The sequence below is a fragment of the Microcoleus sp. N9_A2 genome (assembly GCF_036701775.1).
In the GTDB taxonomy this organism is placed as follows: Bacteria; Cyanobacteriota; Cyanobacteriia; order Cyanobacteriales; family Microcoleaceae; genus Microcoleus.
This window is the reverse complement of sequence record NZ_JAUBRH010000020.1, coordinates 79316-96273: the sequence shown is the minus strand read 5'-3', so window position 1 is coordinate 96273 and position 16958 is coordinate 79316. Positions and strand designations below refer to the sequence as shown.

Sequence of the window (16958 nt, the reverse complement as noted above, 5' to 3'; positions counted from 1 at the left end):
TAGGACAACTATTTTTCCAATCCACAGGTAGCTTTACCGGTGCCAATTTTACCTACAGCGCCACAGATAACAGCGGCGCAGTTAGCTCCCCAGCTAACGCGAATCTTGGTTTAACAGGAACGACACCCAACCAACCGCCATTCGCGACACCGACTAACCTCACGGTAGGGCCAAACAGCAGCGCGCCGGTGGCGGGATTGGGAGGAAATGACCCCGATGGGTCGATCGCCTCCTACACCATCAACACCCTGCCGCCAGCGGCCCAAGGAGTCCTGTTTTTAGGAGATCCAGCCAACGGCGGAGTCGCCGTGACACCGGGTCAAGTTTTGACACCGGCACAGATAGGACAACTATTTTTCCAATCCACAGGTAGCTTTACCGGTGCCAATTTTACCTACAGCGCCACAGATAACAGCGGCGCAGTTAGCTCCCCAGCTAACGCGAATCTTGGTTTAACAGGAACGACACCCCCACCGACTCCAGCACCAGTACCAACACCCACTCCCACACCATTACCAATACCGATTCCAGCACCAACACCAACTCGCACACCAACTCCCACACCAACTCCCAACGAACCGCCAGCAGCCAACAATACTAACCTCACCCTAGGGCCCAACAGCACCGCGCAAATTCCGGGATTGGGAGGAAATGACCCCGATGGGTCGATCGCCTCTTACACCATCAACACCCTGCCGCCAGCGGCCCAAGGAGTCCTGTTTTTAGGAGATCCAGCCAACGGCGGAGTCGCCGTGACACCCGGCCAAGTTTTGACACCGGCACAAATAGGACAACTATTTTTCCAATCCACCGGCGACTTTACCGGTGCTAATTTCGGCTACAGCGCCACAGATAACAACGGCGCTACCAGTCCCCTGGCTACCGCTACTCTCGGTTCCACAGGAGCAACTCCCACACCAAATCCCCTAAACTTACCGCCAGTAACCAACAATGCTAATTTCACGGTAGACCCCAACAGCAGCGCGCGGGTGCCGGGATTGGGAGGAAGTGACCCCGATGGGTCGATCGCCTCTTACACGATCAACACCCTGCCGCCAGCGGCCCAAGGCATCCTGTTTTTAGGAGATCCAGCCAACGGCGGAGTAGCCGTGACACCGGGTCAAGTTTTGACACCGGCACAAATAGGACAACTATTTTTCCAATCCACAGGTAGCTTTACCGGTGCCAATTTTACCTACAGCGCCACAGATAACAGCGGCGCTACCAGCCCCGCCACTGCTACAGTTGCCGCTATCTCCCCGACTTCCAACCAACCGCCATCGATTAACAATGTTAACTTCACGGTTCCGACTAACGGCATCGTGCAGGTGTTGGGATTGGGAGGAAGTGACCCCGATGGGTCGATCGTCTCTTACACCATCACCAGCGTCCCCCCAGCCAACCAAGGAGTCCTGTTCTTTTCAGATCCAGTCAACGGCGACGTACCCGTGACAGCCGGTCAAGTTTTGACTCCGGCACAAATAGGACAACTATTTTTCGTAGCCACAGTTGACTTTAACGGAGCAACTTTCAGCTACACCGCCACCGACAACCTCGGCAAAGTCAGCCCCGCTAGCGCTAATGTTGCTGCTATCTTGAGGCCAGTTGGGACTGTTCCCCCACTCACACCTACACCCACACCAACACCCGCGCCCGGTATCTCAAATCCGATCGCCGAACCAGATACCGACTGTCTGTGTCAGCCGATTCAGGAAAAACCGGGCATTAACTTTGCACCGCCTCCGCAACCGCCCGCAGTTGGATTTGTCCGACCGATTTCGCAACTTGGAGAGGGACAAACCACCACAGGCACCGACGGCGATGACTTCATCGCAGACACCAAAGGCAACCAAAAAATCCTTGGTTTGAAAGGCAACGACCTGCTTTTAGGCAAAAATGGCGCTGATGAAATTCACGGCGACGAAGGCAATGACGCGATTTTTGCCGACACTGACACCGATATTGCCTACGGTGGCGGTGGCAACGATATCGTCCATGCCGGCAAACAAAATGACTGGATTGCAGGTGACTCAGGCGCCGACATTCTGTTTGGAGATCTAGGTGCCGATACGATTTTGGGAGATAACGGCAACGATAACTCCAACAGCGCTGCTGAGAATGGCGATTGGATCTTCGGAGGTAGCGGTGCAGACATCATCAACGGTAACGAGGGCAGCGATACCATCCACGCCGGCAAAGGTAACGATTTTGCCCTAGGAGGTAAAGACAATGACCTGATCTGGGGCGAGTTCGACTCCGATACGTTGATTGGTGACGCCGGCGATGACAGCTTGTTTGGCGGTTTAACCAACAAAACGGTTCGCGACTTCGAGGGGCGCGACTTGCTGTACGGAGGCTCCGGCAACGATTTCCTCAACGGCCAAGAAGGTGATGATACGCTGCTTGCCGGCGAAAATAACGATCGCGCTTTCGGAGGACAAGGCAACGACCTGATCTACGGTCAATTAGGCTCTGATACTCTCTACGGCGACAAAGGAGCCGATACTCTGCTCGGCGACAGCGGCGGTTCCAACTCAGTTAGCGGTGCTGGCGAAGAAGACTTGCTCTTTGGCGGCACCGGCAACGACATCATCAGCGGTGGCTACGGTGATGATACGGTGCAACCAGGTAAAGGCAATGATTGTGTTTGGGGCGGCAAAGATAATGACTTGATTTGGGGCGAACTCGGCTCTGATACCATTGTCGGCGATGCTGGCGACGACACGATCTACGGCGGCACTAAAAATCTAGATATAGATGTTAACGGCCGAGACTTGCTCTTTGGCGGCACCGGTGCTGACGTGCTGTTCGGCGATGAAGCTGACGATACTATCAGTGGCGGTGAAGGTAACGACAAGATTGACGGCGGTGAAGGTAACGACCTCTTGCACGGAGATGCCGGCAACGACTTGATTTACGGCGGTGACGGCAGCGATGAACTCTGCGGTGGCGAGGGCAACGATACCATCTATGGCGATCGTCCCGATAACCAAGGTGTCGCGGTGGGTGCAAACGATCGGCAAGACTGTATCAACGGCGGTGACGGCGATGATTTGCTCTACGGCAACGAAGGGCAAGATACTATCAACGGAAATGCTGGCAGCGATTCTCTGTTTGGCGGTAAAGATAGCGACATTCTCAATGGAGGTGCAGGAGATGACTGGCTGTTTGGCGACGCGGGAGATGATACTTTAATCGGAGGTATTGGGAGCGATCGATTTGTTTTGAGTGCTGACGGCGGCACTGATACTTTGATTAACTTCGAGGTAGGTGTCGATAAGTTTGTTTTGACTGGCGGCGTGAGTTTCCAGCAGTTGCAATTTAGCGCTACTCCTGACGGTACTTTGCTGCGAATAGCAGGAACCGATCGGGTGTTAGGAAACTTTATCGGGGTTAACGGGGCGATCGGCTCCTCGGATTTCCTACCAAATCTCTCTGAGCTCTAGAATTGGCGGCGAAAGTCTCCTGTTCTGGCGAACAAAACGCCACAGCAAATCAGAACTTCTGTGGCGTTCCTCACAATACTCAATCCGGTTAACAGTTGACAGTTGACAGTTGACTTCGGAGTGCGAAGTTTTTAGGCAGGGGATTTAAGCCCCTGCCTAAAAACAATCCACCTAAAGGTGGGGGCTTAAATCCCCTGTGATGCAGGTTAGAAACTGTGTAGCACTCGGCCCTTGACATCGCTATTACAGTTGCCTTTTGTCCCTCTCTAAAATGCTAAAAAATAAAGGTGTATTCAATCCGAATTTGGTATAATATCAAATCTGTTAGCCTCGGATTATTCATAAATCTATTATCTTTATCGGCGTGAATCTGCGTCAATCCCTTGTCATCTGCGGTTCGAGAAATTATCTTTTTTTTACCGCAGATCAGGGCAGATGCAACACAGATTAACGCAGATGAATTAGATAAATTTCTGTTGCACTCTCCGTGATTCTTGACGGGTTTTTACGCCCGACGAGGCTACCGGAGTTGATATAACTTTGTATGGGGTTTTTCATGTGTTCCCAGGTACACAAGGGTTGGTAGCTCAAGTGTTTACTACCAACTGATTTTAGTGTGTTGGGCGATCGGGCTTAAGAGCAAACTAAAATTTATCACTAATTCCCCATTCCCATTCCATTGATTCACAATAGAAGGAAAGAGGAGATACACGGATAGCTAGTTTTTCCTTTTTCCCGCTTCCTCCCAATTCCCCATGATCAATTCCAATGCTTAGCTTAGGATAGCGAAATCTGCTTGCGTAAAAACAGGCGGCGTGGCTGGCAGAACAGTCTACCAGTCCAATTCCAATCCACCTGTTGCAAGCGATAGCCGGCCTGATAGTACAACTGTCGCGCCGCGTGATTATTTTCGAGAACGTGGAGGTAAATCTCAGAAAATCCCCATTCTCTGGCTGTCTCCTCACAGTTAGTGAGCAATTGTTGAGCAACCCCCTGCCGCCGATACTCCGGGTGAACGGCTAAATTAGACAAATACGGATAGTCAGAACTCGGTATTTGCCAAGGAAAGCGAGAACGCAGAGCCATTTCTACTGTTCCTGCCATGCGCTGAGCTCGGTGCGATCTATAATTCGGCGTTCCCTCCTCGCGCGAGACTAGCTCAGCAACCAGACAAATGTAATGTTCGGCCTTAGAACGCAGTCGATTTTTTAAATCTTCGTAAATGCCCAAACGCAACACTGGATACACCCATTCTACAAACCCCTCGCGGGAGTGAAAGCTCATGGCTAAAATATCAGCTAGCTGCGTTAAGTCGTTGGGCGCAGCCACCCGGATCGAAAAACCAGAAATTCCGGGAGTTTGTTGTTGGTGAGATGGTGAGGAAAAAAATGAAGGATTCACAATGCCAGGCCACTATATTAATTTTTTTACGCGGGTTTCTAAGCTACCATCTTAGAAAATTCACTGATGTTATACTGATCTTATAATGTAACTTATAGGCATAGTTTATTAACCCGATTAAATTACATTTTTTTGTGCTTAACTTTAAGTATTATTTGAGGTAAATGGAAATTTTTTAGCATTTAATACTCTAGTTATGAAAAAATCAAACTCATCCCCTAATACTATATTTGTGGATAAGCTATTTGGCTTTTAAATTGAAGCTTGATCCGTGGTTTTGGGCCGGCATTACAAGAGTTTAAGTAAACAGTAGCTTACAAATTAAATACGCGACAGCTTAGCGGGCAAGGTATTAAAAACAATCACAAAGGTTTTAACGTCAGGTTCCCGGAATCTTACCGCTCTCTGCTTACGGAAATACCCGATCGAATATAATTTATCCGTCAAGCGGTAGTTGAAAAACTCAACGACTGATCAGACTAACACCGGGCGCGCTGGCGCGTCGGATGTTCCCCGCCGCCCCCGACCTGGCACCCCAGCTTTCACCAGTTCTGGGCAATCCATTGCCCGTCCCCGATCAAACCGGCCTTACCTGTTGAGCTAGGGGGTACTTTTCCAACCTGCGCGCTAGCGAGACCTTCAAAACCTCGATCGAGCTGATTGACCCTGCCCAAAAACCGATACAAGCCACCGACACTCGTCGGGCACAGATCAAAATTTTAGACCCTAGTTCAAGCTCCCCGATTCATCTGTGGAGTAAATCTAAAATCTAAAATCTAAAATCGACTGATCGGTTTCCACAGAGTACATCCCTAGCTAAGATTAACAGATGGATGATCGAGCTTGCGGTGTTTCGCCGCAGTAATTGGCTTGGGCGTTGGTCTGCAGGAGGCACAAAAAATGCCGAGATCGGGGAAAAAAGTGAAAGTCTAACTAAAATGGTACAGCAATTGCGTCACTCCCACAGACACCTCTGTGGTCTGTGGGCCACCCCCGAATATCAGTCAGGGGCTCAGCCCCCGATTGTGGTCGGTATCCTTGGCTGACTGTTAAAGTTGCTGTTACTTGTGGGAAAAAACACAGGCGAAGATGTTGGTTGTCTATTGTATCTTGCTGCAGACAGCTTTCACATACCAAATAAAATAGTCCCAGGAGCCAGGGTCAAACATAAATTTGGCAAATCAACTCACAATCAGGACGGTTATTCCTATGTATTCTGAGATATCCAGACGGTAGTTAAAATGGCCAGATTTGTGTTTGCTCTCCTGCTGCATAAAGGTAAGGGGTGAAAGAAAATTATCGGGAGACGAGTTTATGTGAATATCATTAAATAATAAAATTGGGGTGCACGACAGATAACTGTGGCTCAGAAGAATTCCGAATTGAAAATCCCGATATCAAAAATCAAGGTTGATGCTTGCCTCGCTCCACTCACAACAACTTCATATCCACGAATTATTGTGATACTATTTTCCCAAAATAATGGCACTCTAGGCAAAAGCCCAACCCTTATGTCATCAGTCATTCGCAATCGAAAATCGAAAATCGAAAATCGAAAATGGTATGACTTCAGCAATTTAAATCGGCGAATTCTTCCTTTGATCAGACTTATTAAATCGAACAGCCCCGGGGCACAGGAGAACGGTGCATGAATTCCCAAGAAAATCCTAAGCTAAAAATTCTGATCGTCGATGACGAACCGGATAACCTCGACTTGCTTTACCGCACCTTCCATCGAGACTACAAAGTGCTCAGAGCTGAATCTGGCCCCGCTGCTCTCGAAATTTTGGCAAAAGAGGGAGAAGTTGCGGTGATTATCTCCGACCAGCGAATGCCAAAAATGAGCGGTACGGAGTTTCTCAGCCTGACGGCCGCTCAATACCCGGATGTGATCCGAATTATTTTAACTGGCTATACGGATGTTGAAGATTTAGTTGAAGCTATTAACGCTGGCAAAGTATTCAAATACGTTACCAAGCCTTGGGATGCTCAAGAGCTGATAAATCTTGTCAGTCAAGCTGTTGAGACTCACAATCTTCTGAAAACGCGGACCAATGAACTGCGCCGTGCTTTAAGCCAAGAATCGCTTCTTTATGCCGTTACCAATACTATCCGATCGGCTCCCAATTACCAGCAAATGCTGCAAAGAATTGTGGAAAGTGTCGGGCAGATGTTTGAGGTGAGTTGCTGTCTGCTGCGGCCGTTCCAAGACGGCCGGGTTGCCGATGAGTGGTTCGTTTACCAGAAGGCAGAAACTAAAGGGTTGGGGGGCGATGAGGAAGCGACGCCCGGAGATGCTTCTGCTGCCGAACTATCCCCGGATTTGTTGCCGGATTTGGTTTGGGAAACTCTGGATGTGGAGGTGATTCAAGATGCCCAAACTGACGATCGAGTTTTAAACTGGGATAATCAGCAACGACAGCAGGCTTATCAAGCTGCGAATATTCGATCGAGCTTGATCGTACCGCTGTTTTACAAAATCGAACTGATGGCAGTTTTGGCGCTGCACCAGTTTGAGGAACCGCGCCAGTGGCAAGACCACGAGGTACAGTTGGTAATTACGGTGGCAGACCAAGCGGCTTTGGCGCTTTCTCAAGCCCGGGCTTACGAACAGGTGCGGGCGCTGGCCAAGCGCGAGGCCTTAGTCAATACTATTACTACGGCAATTCGATCAAGTCTCGATCCCCAAAATATTTTTGCAGCCATTACTCAACAACTCGGCCAAGCTTTGCAAGTTGACGGCTGCGCCCTATCTCTGTGGACAGAAGATGATGAATATGTCCAATGCGTGGGTCTATACGACACACATAGGGATACCGTGGCTGTAGAACCGGGTTTTATTGACAATCCAGAGGTAGTTGCGAACCCTCTGGGCTACGAGACGGCTTCTGGTGATGCTGCTGAGAACACTCGCGCCTGGGTTTTTTCCCATCCTTCTTTGCCACAGTCTTTGGTGCCGATTCGGGGCAATCCGGTGTTGTTGCAAGTTATGGTATCAAAAGAGCCGGTGGCGATCGAAGATCTCGATGAACACCCCGAGTTAAATGTTACAGAACTGCAAGTTCGATCGCCAGCCCGCGCCCTGTTAGTCGTTCCCTTAATCTCCGAAGGCAAAATCATCGGCAGCATTTCCCTGCGCCAAAATTACACCATCCGCCACTGGAAACTCTCAGACATTGACCTGGCTCAAATAGTGGCAACTCAAGCTGCTCTGGCTGTGCAGCAGTCGCGCCTCTACCAGACTACCAGACAGCAGGCAGAACGGCTTCTGGAAGCCGATCGGCTCAAAACCGAATTTTTCCAAAATATCTCCCACGAGTTCCGCACCCCTTTAACTCTAACTATCGGCCCTCTAGAATCGGCTTGCAGGCGCCAAGAAGACTTGCCCTACGAACAAGCCGTAATCGCTTTGCGTAATTCCCGCCGCCTCCTGCGGTTGGTAAATCAACTGCTGGACTTGCAGCGGCTCGATGCCGGACGGATGCAGCCGAGTTTCCGCCCCTGCGATTTAGTCGGTTTCTGTTACTCTACCGCAGAGTCGTTCCGCGCCTACTGCGATAAAAAAGGACTGCACTTAATTACCCAACTGCAAGAATGTCCTTTACTTTATTTGGATCTGGAAAGATTTGACAAAGTTATTTACAACCTGCTATCAAATGCTGTCAAATTTACCCCAGAAGGCGGAACTATCACCCTGAAAGTTGAAGCGGCCGGCTCTCACTGCTTGTTGCAAGTAAAAGACACCGGTATCGGCATTCGCACCGAACAAATTCCCTATTTATTCGAGCGGTTTCACCAAGCCGAAGGTTCAGCTAGCCGTTCCTACGAAGGCAGCGGTTTAGGTTTGGCACTTGTCAAAGAATTAGTCGAACTCCACGGCGGTCAAATTTCAGTTGAATCAGTTTACGGCGAAGGTACTACTTTTACCGTTTGGCTGCACTTTGGTTCGACTCACTTGCCCCCGGAACAGGTACTAGAAATACCTGCGGAGTTTCACTCATCCAAAGCTGCGGTGGAACTGGCAGATGTGGAGGCAGATTTGTCCGAAAATGAGGTAGAAAATCATAACTTTGAGGCGCTCCAACCGATCAGATCAGAAACAGCAGTGGGAACGGTTTTGGTGGTTGACGACAATCCTGATTTGCGATTTTATGTGTCGGCTATTCTGCGAGATGCCGGCTTTGCAGTTTTGCTTGCCCGCAACGGAGAAGAAGGATTTGCCGTGGCTAAAAAACGTCGCCCTAATTTAATTATAACTGATTTGATGATGCCTTTGATTTCGGGCTTGGATTTGATTAAGATGATTCGAGAGGATGAGGAATTGCAGGGAACTCCGGCAATTTTGCTGACTGCTAAAGCCGACGAAGATACTCGAATTGAAGGAGTAGAACGGGGTGCGGATGCTTATTTGTCCAAGCCTTTTAATGATCGAGAATTGTTGGCGGAAGTGCGGAATTTGATCGCCCTCAAACAAAACGAGCGCCGAGTGCAGCAGTTGAACAGTTATTTAACTGAGTCGGTGCTGCGCCGATTTTTGCCGCCGGCGATGGTGAAGGCAGCAGCGGCTGGAGATTTGGCATTGGATTTGCGCCCGGAACCGCGATTGATTACTATTTTGTTTAGCGATATTGTCGGTTTTACTCAAATGGCAAATACGCTGCGCTCGCGCCGGGTAGCTGAGCTGTTGAATGAATATTTGGCGGCAATGACTAAGGCTATTTTTGACAGCGGCGGTACGGTGGACAAGTTTGTTGGAGATGCGGTAATGGCTTTCTTTGGCGCGCCGGAGGAACTAACGCCTAATGAGCAAGTACGCCGCGCTGTGGCTGCTGCTGGCCAAATGCTGCGAGCTCTGAAGGAGCTTAACAAGGGCTGGTTGGAGCAGGGAATTGTTGGGGAAAATGGCGTGCCTCCGGTGCGGTTTCGCTGCGGAATTCACCAGGGTACTGCGGTGGTGGGGATGTTTGGCGGCCCTGATCGATCGGATTATACCGCGATCGGGCCGAGCGTGAATATTGCCGCCCGCTTGCAAGAGGTGACGGAACCAAACACGGTGCTAATTTCGGCGGCGGTGGCAGATTATGTGGAGGAAAATCGCATTGTTAAATATAAGCCTTTGAAACTAAAGGGAATTGATGAAACGGTATTGACTTTTTTACTAAATTGTGATTAGTAATTATAAGTATTATATAGCGGTTCTCAAAAAAGTGAGGTATGCCATAGCCATAGCCCTATGGATGGTGCAACCGGAATTGATATCATTCATCTGCGTTAATCTGTGTTGCATCTGCCCTCATCTGCGGTTTAAAAAAAGACAATTTCTCGGGCCGCAGATGACAAGGGATTGACGCTGATTCACGCCGATGCAGAGAAGAGATATATGAATAATTCCCATGCTAACAGATTGGATATCAATTGTTTAATCTAAAATCTACAATCTACAATCTACTCACCAAAGTTCAAGATGCCAAATGGCGGTTGTGGAGTCAAATCTCAAATCTCAAATCTCAAATCTTAAGTCTCAAATCTACCATTGACTGACATTCCTGGATTGAATCTATCAAAAGAGGGAACTTTTTTAACCGCTCGTCGGTGGATAACCTCTATCTAGAGAACGGTTCAGCCGATCGCTCTGATCGAGTACAAATAGAAAGTCATATCTCCTTTTGTATTCTATGAAACTGAATTATTTTACGAAACGGCTTTCGACTTTAGGGCGCTTGATGGCTGCAACTGTGCTTTGCGTGTCAGCGATGGCCTTCGTGTGGTCTGGTGCGTTCTTCTCTAACACCGCAGCAATGGCTTCTCCTGCTGTAAACTTGATCGCAGCAGCAGATGCGGGCGATGCGGTTCAAGAAAAAGCCAGCAAAGATGCTGGACGAGCCAAGAACTTCATCCGAGATACAGAAGAGAAGGTTAAGGAAACTGCCAAGACAAATGCTGCTAAAGTCGATCGAGCATCGGAGGATGGTAGTGTCGTAGAGCGCAAAGCTAAGAAAGATGCGGCCACAATTGAGAAAAGAGCAGAGGAAGATTCAGCTCGGACTCAGGAAGCAGTAGATAATACCAAGAATGCTGTAGAGCGCGCTGTTGACAGCATCAAGGATGTTTTTAGCAATTAGAAAATAAATAAGTAGGTAAGCGCAAAGCCCTTGTCTACTTAAGTAAGCGGGCATGAATAAACTGATGTGGGGGGGCGGGTTTTGACTTGAAAAAAGTCGGATAGCAAAAGTTACTTGCACTCACCCGCCCACCATATCTTATGGTTTTGTCGCTCTTGTCTGCTTACTTGAAACTGAAAAATTGATGTAGCTTAAGCAAAATCTCTAGAGGGTTTGTAGAACCGACCCCAAGCCATGCTTTAAAATTGCCGCAAAAAGCGCAAGTCGCTAGCATAAACTCGGCGAATATCGTCGATTTCATAAAGTACCATTGCGAACCGCTCGACCCCAAAACCGGCTGCAAACCCAGTATATTTTTCTGGGTCTAAACCGACTCCTTTAAGAACATTCGGATCGACAGTTCCGCAGCCCAAAACTTCCAGCCATTTGCCGTTCCACTGCAAATCAACTTCCGCAGAAGGTTCGGTAAACGGAAAGTAACTCGTGCGGAAACGAATCGGCAAATCTTGCCCGAACATTTGCCGCAAAAACTCTTTAATTGTGCCTTTCAAGTCAGTAAATGTCAGACCTTCATCTATTGCTAAAAGCTCAATTTGGTGGAAGACTGCTGCGTGAGTAGCATCAACAGTATCGCGGCGGTAAACGCGGCCGGGAGAGACAATCCGAATCGGCGGTTTGTGCTGTTCCATGTAGCGAATTTGCACCGATGATGTCTGAGTCCGCAGCAAGTCGCCTCCTGGCAGGTAAAATGTATCTTGCATATCCCGCGCTGGGTGGTCTGGCGGTGTGTTCAGCGCCTCGAAGTTGTAATAATCTGTTTCCATTTCCGGGCCGTTGGCGACGGTGTAGCCGAGACCGACAAAGATATCGAGAGCGCGGTCTATGACGCTGTTTAAGGGGTGAATTCGACCTTGGGGACGAAAAATCCCAGGCATGGTGACATCGATGGTTTCTGAGGCTAGTTTGGCTCCAATTTGGGCGGTTTGGAGGGCGGTGCGCTTGTCTTCTAAATTGGCTTGCAGGGCTTCTTTTACAGTATTGGCGATCGCACCTACTTTGGGTCGCTGGTCTGGCGACAGTTTGCCCATCATGCCTAAAATTTGAGAGAGTTGGCCTTTTTTGCCGAGGTAGCCGACGCGCAACTGTTCGAGTTGTTCGAGGGTATTGGCAGTGGCGATCGCACTTTTTGACTCTTGGCCGAGGGTTTCTAGTTGAGCTTCAATGTCGCTTAGCTGGACAGTCATTTTGATTTTAGATTTTAGATTTTAGATTTTAGATTGATGGCAGTTTTGAGCCAAGTTGAGTTTAGCGCAATTTTGGCTCTACAGTCTTGTGGCTTTTAGATTTGATATTTTCGGTATTTACGGATAATTTGTAATAGGTAATTCGATGTTAGAGCGATCGCCCTAGTTGAATCTAGTTTAGTATTGTTATAAGGCCTATAAAAATTTCAATGAAACTTTTAATTAGCAACGACGACGGCATCTTTGCACAAGGCATCCGTAGCCTCGCCAACGCTCTCGCTGCTGCAGGCCACGACGTGAGCGTAGTTTGTCCCGACAGAGAGCGCTCCGCTACCGGCCACGGCCTCACCCTGCACCAACCCATCCGCGCCGAAATTGTCGAATCTATTTTTGAGCCGGCAGTCCAAGCTTGGGCTTGTTCGGGCACTCCCGCCGACTGCGTGAAACTTGCTTTGTGGGCTTTACTTGACAAACCGCCGGATTTTGTCCTTTCCGGTATCAACCACGGGCCCAATTTAGGCACGGATATCATCTGTTCTGGTACGGTTTCGGCAGCAATGGAAGGAATTATGGAAGGCATTCCCAGCATTGCTTTCAGCCTCGCGAGCTATACTTCGCAGGAATTTGGGCCGGCGGTGGATTTCGCTGTCACCTTGCTGGCACAGTTGACCAAACAGCCAATGGCGAAACCGATGCTGTTGAATGTCAACATACCGGCAGTCACACAAGCCGAAATTACCGGAGTTACGATCGCCCGTCAAGGCATTCGCCGCTATTTCGACATATTTCAAAAGCGCACCGATCCGCGCGGCAAAACTTATTATTGGCTGGCTGGGGAATTGTTAGAAGATGTAGAAGAAATCCCCGATTCAGCGGTGTCGCAGGATATTCCTACAGACGTACAAGCTATTCGCGACAACAGAATAACCGTAACTCCCTTGCAATATAATCTCACCTGTGCTCCCGACTTGCACTCGTTGGGGGATTGGCAATTTGAAGGTTTTCCGAAGCAGTGATCTCCGATCGACCCGATCGGAGCGGTAAACTAGGAATTAAGGAAAAGTGCCTCTCAAGGTCTATACCTTAGGCGTTAACACAGGCTCCCAATTACTTGTTAGTTTTTTTTACTCAAGAAAAACAGTTATGAACGCTCCCACCTATAACACTCATTCTGTCACTTGCCCGATCTGCAACCGTTCCAGCGTCGTAGGCCCAGTCGGAATGGTCAGCGGACTATTCACTTGTCCCCACTGCCATTCCCACATGGTAATTAGCTGGAGCGGTCATTTTGTGCGCGATCCTTTTAGTCTCAAACAACTGACGGTGGGAAAGATGCTCAGGCGCGAGAGCAGACCGTTAGCTCGCCTTCAGCGGGACTTTGGGCTGGGTAAGCCTTTTCCCCTGATTGCAATTTTGGGCAGTGTGGTCTTTTTTGGGTGTGCGCTCGCAGCTACGGAACAATCGCTACCCCGACAGAATTCATTTCAAGGATTTTTAGAGTGGGTGAGCGGAACTGGTAATTCCCAAGATGTCTCACGTTAACATTTCTTAAAAGAAATCGTGACAGATACTGCGTGCAAATATCTATTCCTTTAGGTAGAAATCACACTATTTTAGCAATTGCATCCATCTTGAGCTACGGGTAAGCACTTAGACGCCGTGCCCTTCATCCTATGTCCAAAAACGTCAAAACCCCAGTCCGGCAGGGGTTTTAACCCCTGCCTCAAAGCTCAAGTCTGGTGGGCTTAAGTCTCAGAAGGGTGTGTCGAGTTAAGTTGACACATATCACATCGCTCAATTTAGAAACTCAGCAATTTTTCTAACTGCTGTTTCCAAAATTTCTGGCGACTCGACTAAGGCAAATCGCACATAGCCTTCTCCTGATTTCCCGAAACCGGCACCGGGGGAAGCTGCGACTCCTGTACTCTGTACTAGCTGAGTGCAAAATTTCACGGAATCTTGGGCCCAAGGTTCCGGCAGTTTCGCCCAGACGTACATGGTGGCAGGGGGTACGGGTACTTGCCAGCCGATGCCGCTAAGCGCGTTTACAAAGGCATCCCGCCGTTTTCTGAAGGTTTCTACGCTGGTTCTGACGGTATCTTGAGGGCCTGTTAATGCGGATATCGCTCCATTCAAAATCCCTCGGTATTGGTTGAAGTCCACTGCGGCTTTTACCTGTCGCAGCGCTGCAATTAGTTCGGAATTGCCGATCGCATATCCGACTCGAAAACCTCCCATACTGTAGGATTTGGATAGTGTAAAAAACTCGATCGCCACACTCTTATCTCGATCCGCCTGAAAGATTGACGGCGCCATCAATTTGCGGTTTTCCTCGATACCAGAGGGCGGGCACGGGGGCACCGCCCCTACGGAATCGTCAAACACCAAATCCACATAAGGGAAATCGTGCACTAAAACCAGCCGATGTTCTCGACAAAAAGCCACAGCTTTCTCAAAAAAAGCAACCGGGGCGATCGCAGTTGTAGGATTGTGAGGATAGCTCAAAACCATCATCTTCGACTCAGCCAGCACTGCTGTCGGAATATCTTCAAATATCGGCAAAAACGCATTTTCTGCTAATATCGGCATCGGATAAATTTGACCGCCAGCCAAATGCACACCGCCCGCGTGGGAAGGATATCCCGGATCGAGCAACAAAGCAAAATCTCCAGGGTTGAGTACAGCTAAAGGCATATGCGCCGTGCCTTCTTGGGAACCAATTAACGGCAGCACTTCTGTTTCTGGATTGACTGCAATTCCAAATTTTTGCTCGTACCAAATAGCTGCTGATTCCCGAAAATCTCTTGTGCCGTTAAATAGCAAATAGCCGTGAGTGCTGGTGTCGGACAGAGAATGTGCGATCGCATCTGTAATATGAGCCGCCGCTGGCAAATCCGAAGAACCCAGAGACAAGTCAATCACATTTTGCCCCGCTGCTCTAGCTTGAGCTTTTGCCCGATCCATATCGGCAAATACATTAAATTGCAGTGGCTCTAAACGTTTGGCAAATTGCATATTTTTTGTAAGCTTTGGGGATGTTATTGAATCTTTTTATAATTGGGGAAGTATTATTAGATTTTTTGATATTGTGTTTTTATTGCCCTGGTGAACGATTTTTTTTTTACTAACCGCAGAGAGCGCAGAGGGCGCAGAGTCAGAGAGAAATATCGAGGAGAAAAGAGAGATGTTCAAAAAATATTGGCGATTGCTATAGTTGTAATTTGGGAGTTGGAAACTCCCGAATCATTTCCCAACTTTATAAGTGAGCGTCGAGCAAACCGATTAAAGTTTGTTTACTAATAGCTCCCTCGTGGGAAAGCACTACTTCGGCATTTTTAAACAGCCGGAGAGCTGGGACTCCTTCTACTTTATACTGCTTGACAGTATTAGGATTGGGGTCAATTTCCATTTTAACCACTTTCAGCCGATCGCTGTAGTTGGCCGCCACCCAGTCTATCGAAGGCGCGATCAGTTTGCAAGGCCCGCACCAAGTAGCCCAGAAATAGGCAAGCACTGGTTGCTCAGCTTTCAGGACTTCTGTTTCAAATTTTTCGTCGTTAATGACAATTACACTGTTGCTCATGGTTCTGCGATTATTTTTTCTATTTATTTCTAAAGCACCGGCGGGCGTGAAACTTGCACCAACTTAGAAGACAGGCCCAAAAAACTGTTACTAATTTTAAAACATTCTGCGAATTATTGAGTGCGAACTCAGGACTGGGGGCTGATGGCTAATTCTGTATGGCGTTTAATTCCACTGTTGTCGGCGTCTGGTAGCGTGCAGATGGCGATCGACCAATGGCTACTGGAACAGCATCTAGCGGGCAAACATCCGCCAACTCTGCGATTTTACACTTGGCAACCGGCGGCAATTTCCTTGGGCTACCATCAGCGGCGATGGCCGGAGTTTTGGCAGCAGCTATCTTGGCGGGGAATGCCTGTGGAGTTGGTGAGGAGGCCCAGCGGCGGGCGCGCCGTGCTGCACCAAGGGGATTTAACTTATGCAGTTGTGGCGTCGGGATTTGGAAGCAGCCGTATGAAAGCTTATCAGACTATTTGCCAGTTTTTGATTGAGGGTTGGAGGGCGATGGGTTTGGATTTGCACTATGGGGAAGCTGGAAGGGGTTATATTCACAATCCGAATTGTTTTGGTACTGCGACGGGTGCGGATTTAGTTACCGCTGATGGTTGCAAGTTAATTGGTAGCGCGCAATTGCGACGGGGTGATGCTATTTTGCAGCACGGTTCGATGCGTTTGCAGCCGGATGTTAGTTTGTTTTCTCACGTTTTTGAGGAGGAATTAATTCCTGTGCAATTACCTCTATCTGAAGGGGGAGATGATTTGATTGCCACTGTAATTGATGTTTTGAGTGCGGCGGCTTCTCGCTGTTTTGAAATTGATTTGGAAGTGCAGCCACTTTCGGATCGGGAATGGCAGGATCTTTGGGAATTAACAAGTAATAAGCTGTTTCACATTTAACCTGCATATTTGGGGGTGGGCTTTACTGCCACCTTTTGGGAACAGCCAAGATGGCCGTTCCACAAGAGCTTTCTGGAATAATTATTGTGGGTATACCGCCTTTTGGGAACAGCCAAGATGGCCGTTCCACAACAAAGAATTTTTATTGTAGAACAGCCATCTTGGCTGTTACTGATACAAGTTAAAAACTTGTACACTTCTTTTTATTAAAAGTCTTCTGGCCCGTTGCTCTAACGTTGCCAAAAAAGTTAAATTTATATGCAGT

Annotated in this window: 10 protein-coding genes; 6 read left to right on the top strand and 4 right to left on the bottom strand. The window is 48.5% G+C overall.

Annotation, left to right across the window (positions count from 1 at the left end; translation table 11 throughout):
• A partial coding sequence (locus tag QUA44_RS14505; protein WP_445243730.1) for an Ig-like domain-containing protein occupies positions 1 to 3446 on the top strand: 3446 nt, incomplete at its 5' end.
• 777 nt (positions 3447 to 4223) lie between these two features.
• Here QUA44_RS14505 and QUA44_RS14500 read toward each other — a convergent pair.
• The gene (locus QUA44_RS14500; RefSeq protein WP_333251485.1) at positions 4224 to 4847 is read right to left on the bottom strand and encodes a GNAT family N-acetyltransferase; all 624 of its coding nucleotides are present in this window, start codon (positions 4845 to 4847) and stop codon (positions 4224 to 4226) included.
• Between the two features lie 1648 nt (positions 4848 to 6495).
• Here QUA44_RS14500 and QUA44_RS14495 point away from each other — a divergent pair.
• A complete protein-coding gene (locus tag QUA44_RS14495) occupies positions 6496 to 10020 on the top strand; it encodes a response regulator (RefSeq protein ID WP_333251483.1) in 3525 nt (1174 codons plus the stop codon).
• A gap of 502 nt (positions 10021 to 10522) precedes the next feature.
• Positions 10523 to 10969: a hypothetical protein gene (locus QUA44_RS14490; protein ID WP_333251481.1), complete on the top strand. Its 447-nt coding sequence runs from the start codon at positions 10523 to 10525 to the stop codon at positions 10967 to 10969.
• A 239-nt stretch (positions 10970 to 11208) separates the two neighbouring features.
• On the opposite strand, the gene pheS is transcribed toward QUA44_RS14490, so the two are convergent.
• Positions 11209 to 12213: a phenylalanine--tRNA ligase subunit alpha gene (gene pheS / locus QUA44_RS14485; RefSeq protein WP_333251479.1), complete on the bottom strand. Its 1005-nt coding sequence runs from the start codon at positions 12211 to 12213 to the stop codon at positions 11209 to 11211.
• Positions 12214 to 12422: 209 nt separating this feature from the next.
• On the opposite strand from pheS, the gene surE reads away from it, so the two are divergent.
• Positions 12423 to 13229, top strand: coding sequence for a 5'/3'-nucleotidase SurE (surE, locus tag QUA44_RS14480; RefSeq protein ID WP_333251477.1), 807 nt, complete (start codon positions 12423 to 12425; stop codon positions 13227 to 13229).
• Between the two features lie 127 nt (positions 13230 to 13356).
• Entirely contained in the window at positions 13357 to 13755 is a 399-nt protein-coding gene (locus QUA44_RS14475; protein WP_333251474.1) for a hypothetical protein, read from the top strand.
• 252 nt (positions 13756 to 14007) lie between these two features.
• On the opposite strand, the gene QUA44_RS14470 is transcribed toward QUA44_RS14475, so the two are convergent.
• Both QUA44_RS14470 and QUA44_RS14465 read right to left on the bottom strand, forming a co-directional pair.
• Positions 14008 to 15228 (bottom strand): LL-diaminopimelate aminotransferase, encoded by a 1221-nt coding sequence (locus QUA44_RS14470; protein WP_333251471.1) that lies wholly within the window; start codon positions 15226 to 15228, stop codon positions 14008 to 14010.
• 241 nt (positions 15229 to 15469) lie between these two features.
• Positions 15470 to 15796, bottom strand: a complete 327-nt coding sequence (locus tag QUA44_RS14465; RefSeq protein WP_333251468.1) for a thioredoxin domain-containing protein — start codon at positions 15794 to 15796, stop codon at positions 15470 to 15472.
• A gap of 144 nt (positions 15797 to 15940) precedes the next feature.
• Here QUA44_RS14465 and QUA44_RS14460 point away from each other — a divergent pair, with 144 nt between their 5' ends.
• The gene (locus QUA44_RS14460; protein WP_333251465.1) at positions 15941 to 16693 is read left to right on the top strand and encodes a biotin/lipoate A/B protein ligase family protein; all 753 of its coding nucleotides are present in this window, start codon (positions 15941 to 15943) and stop codon (positions 16691 to 16693) included.
• Positions 16694 to 16958: the final 265 nt, after the last annotated feature.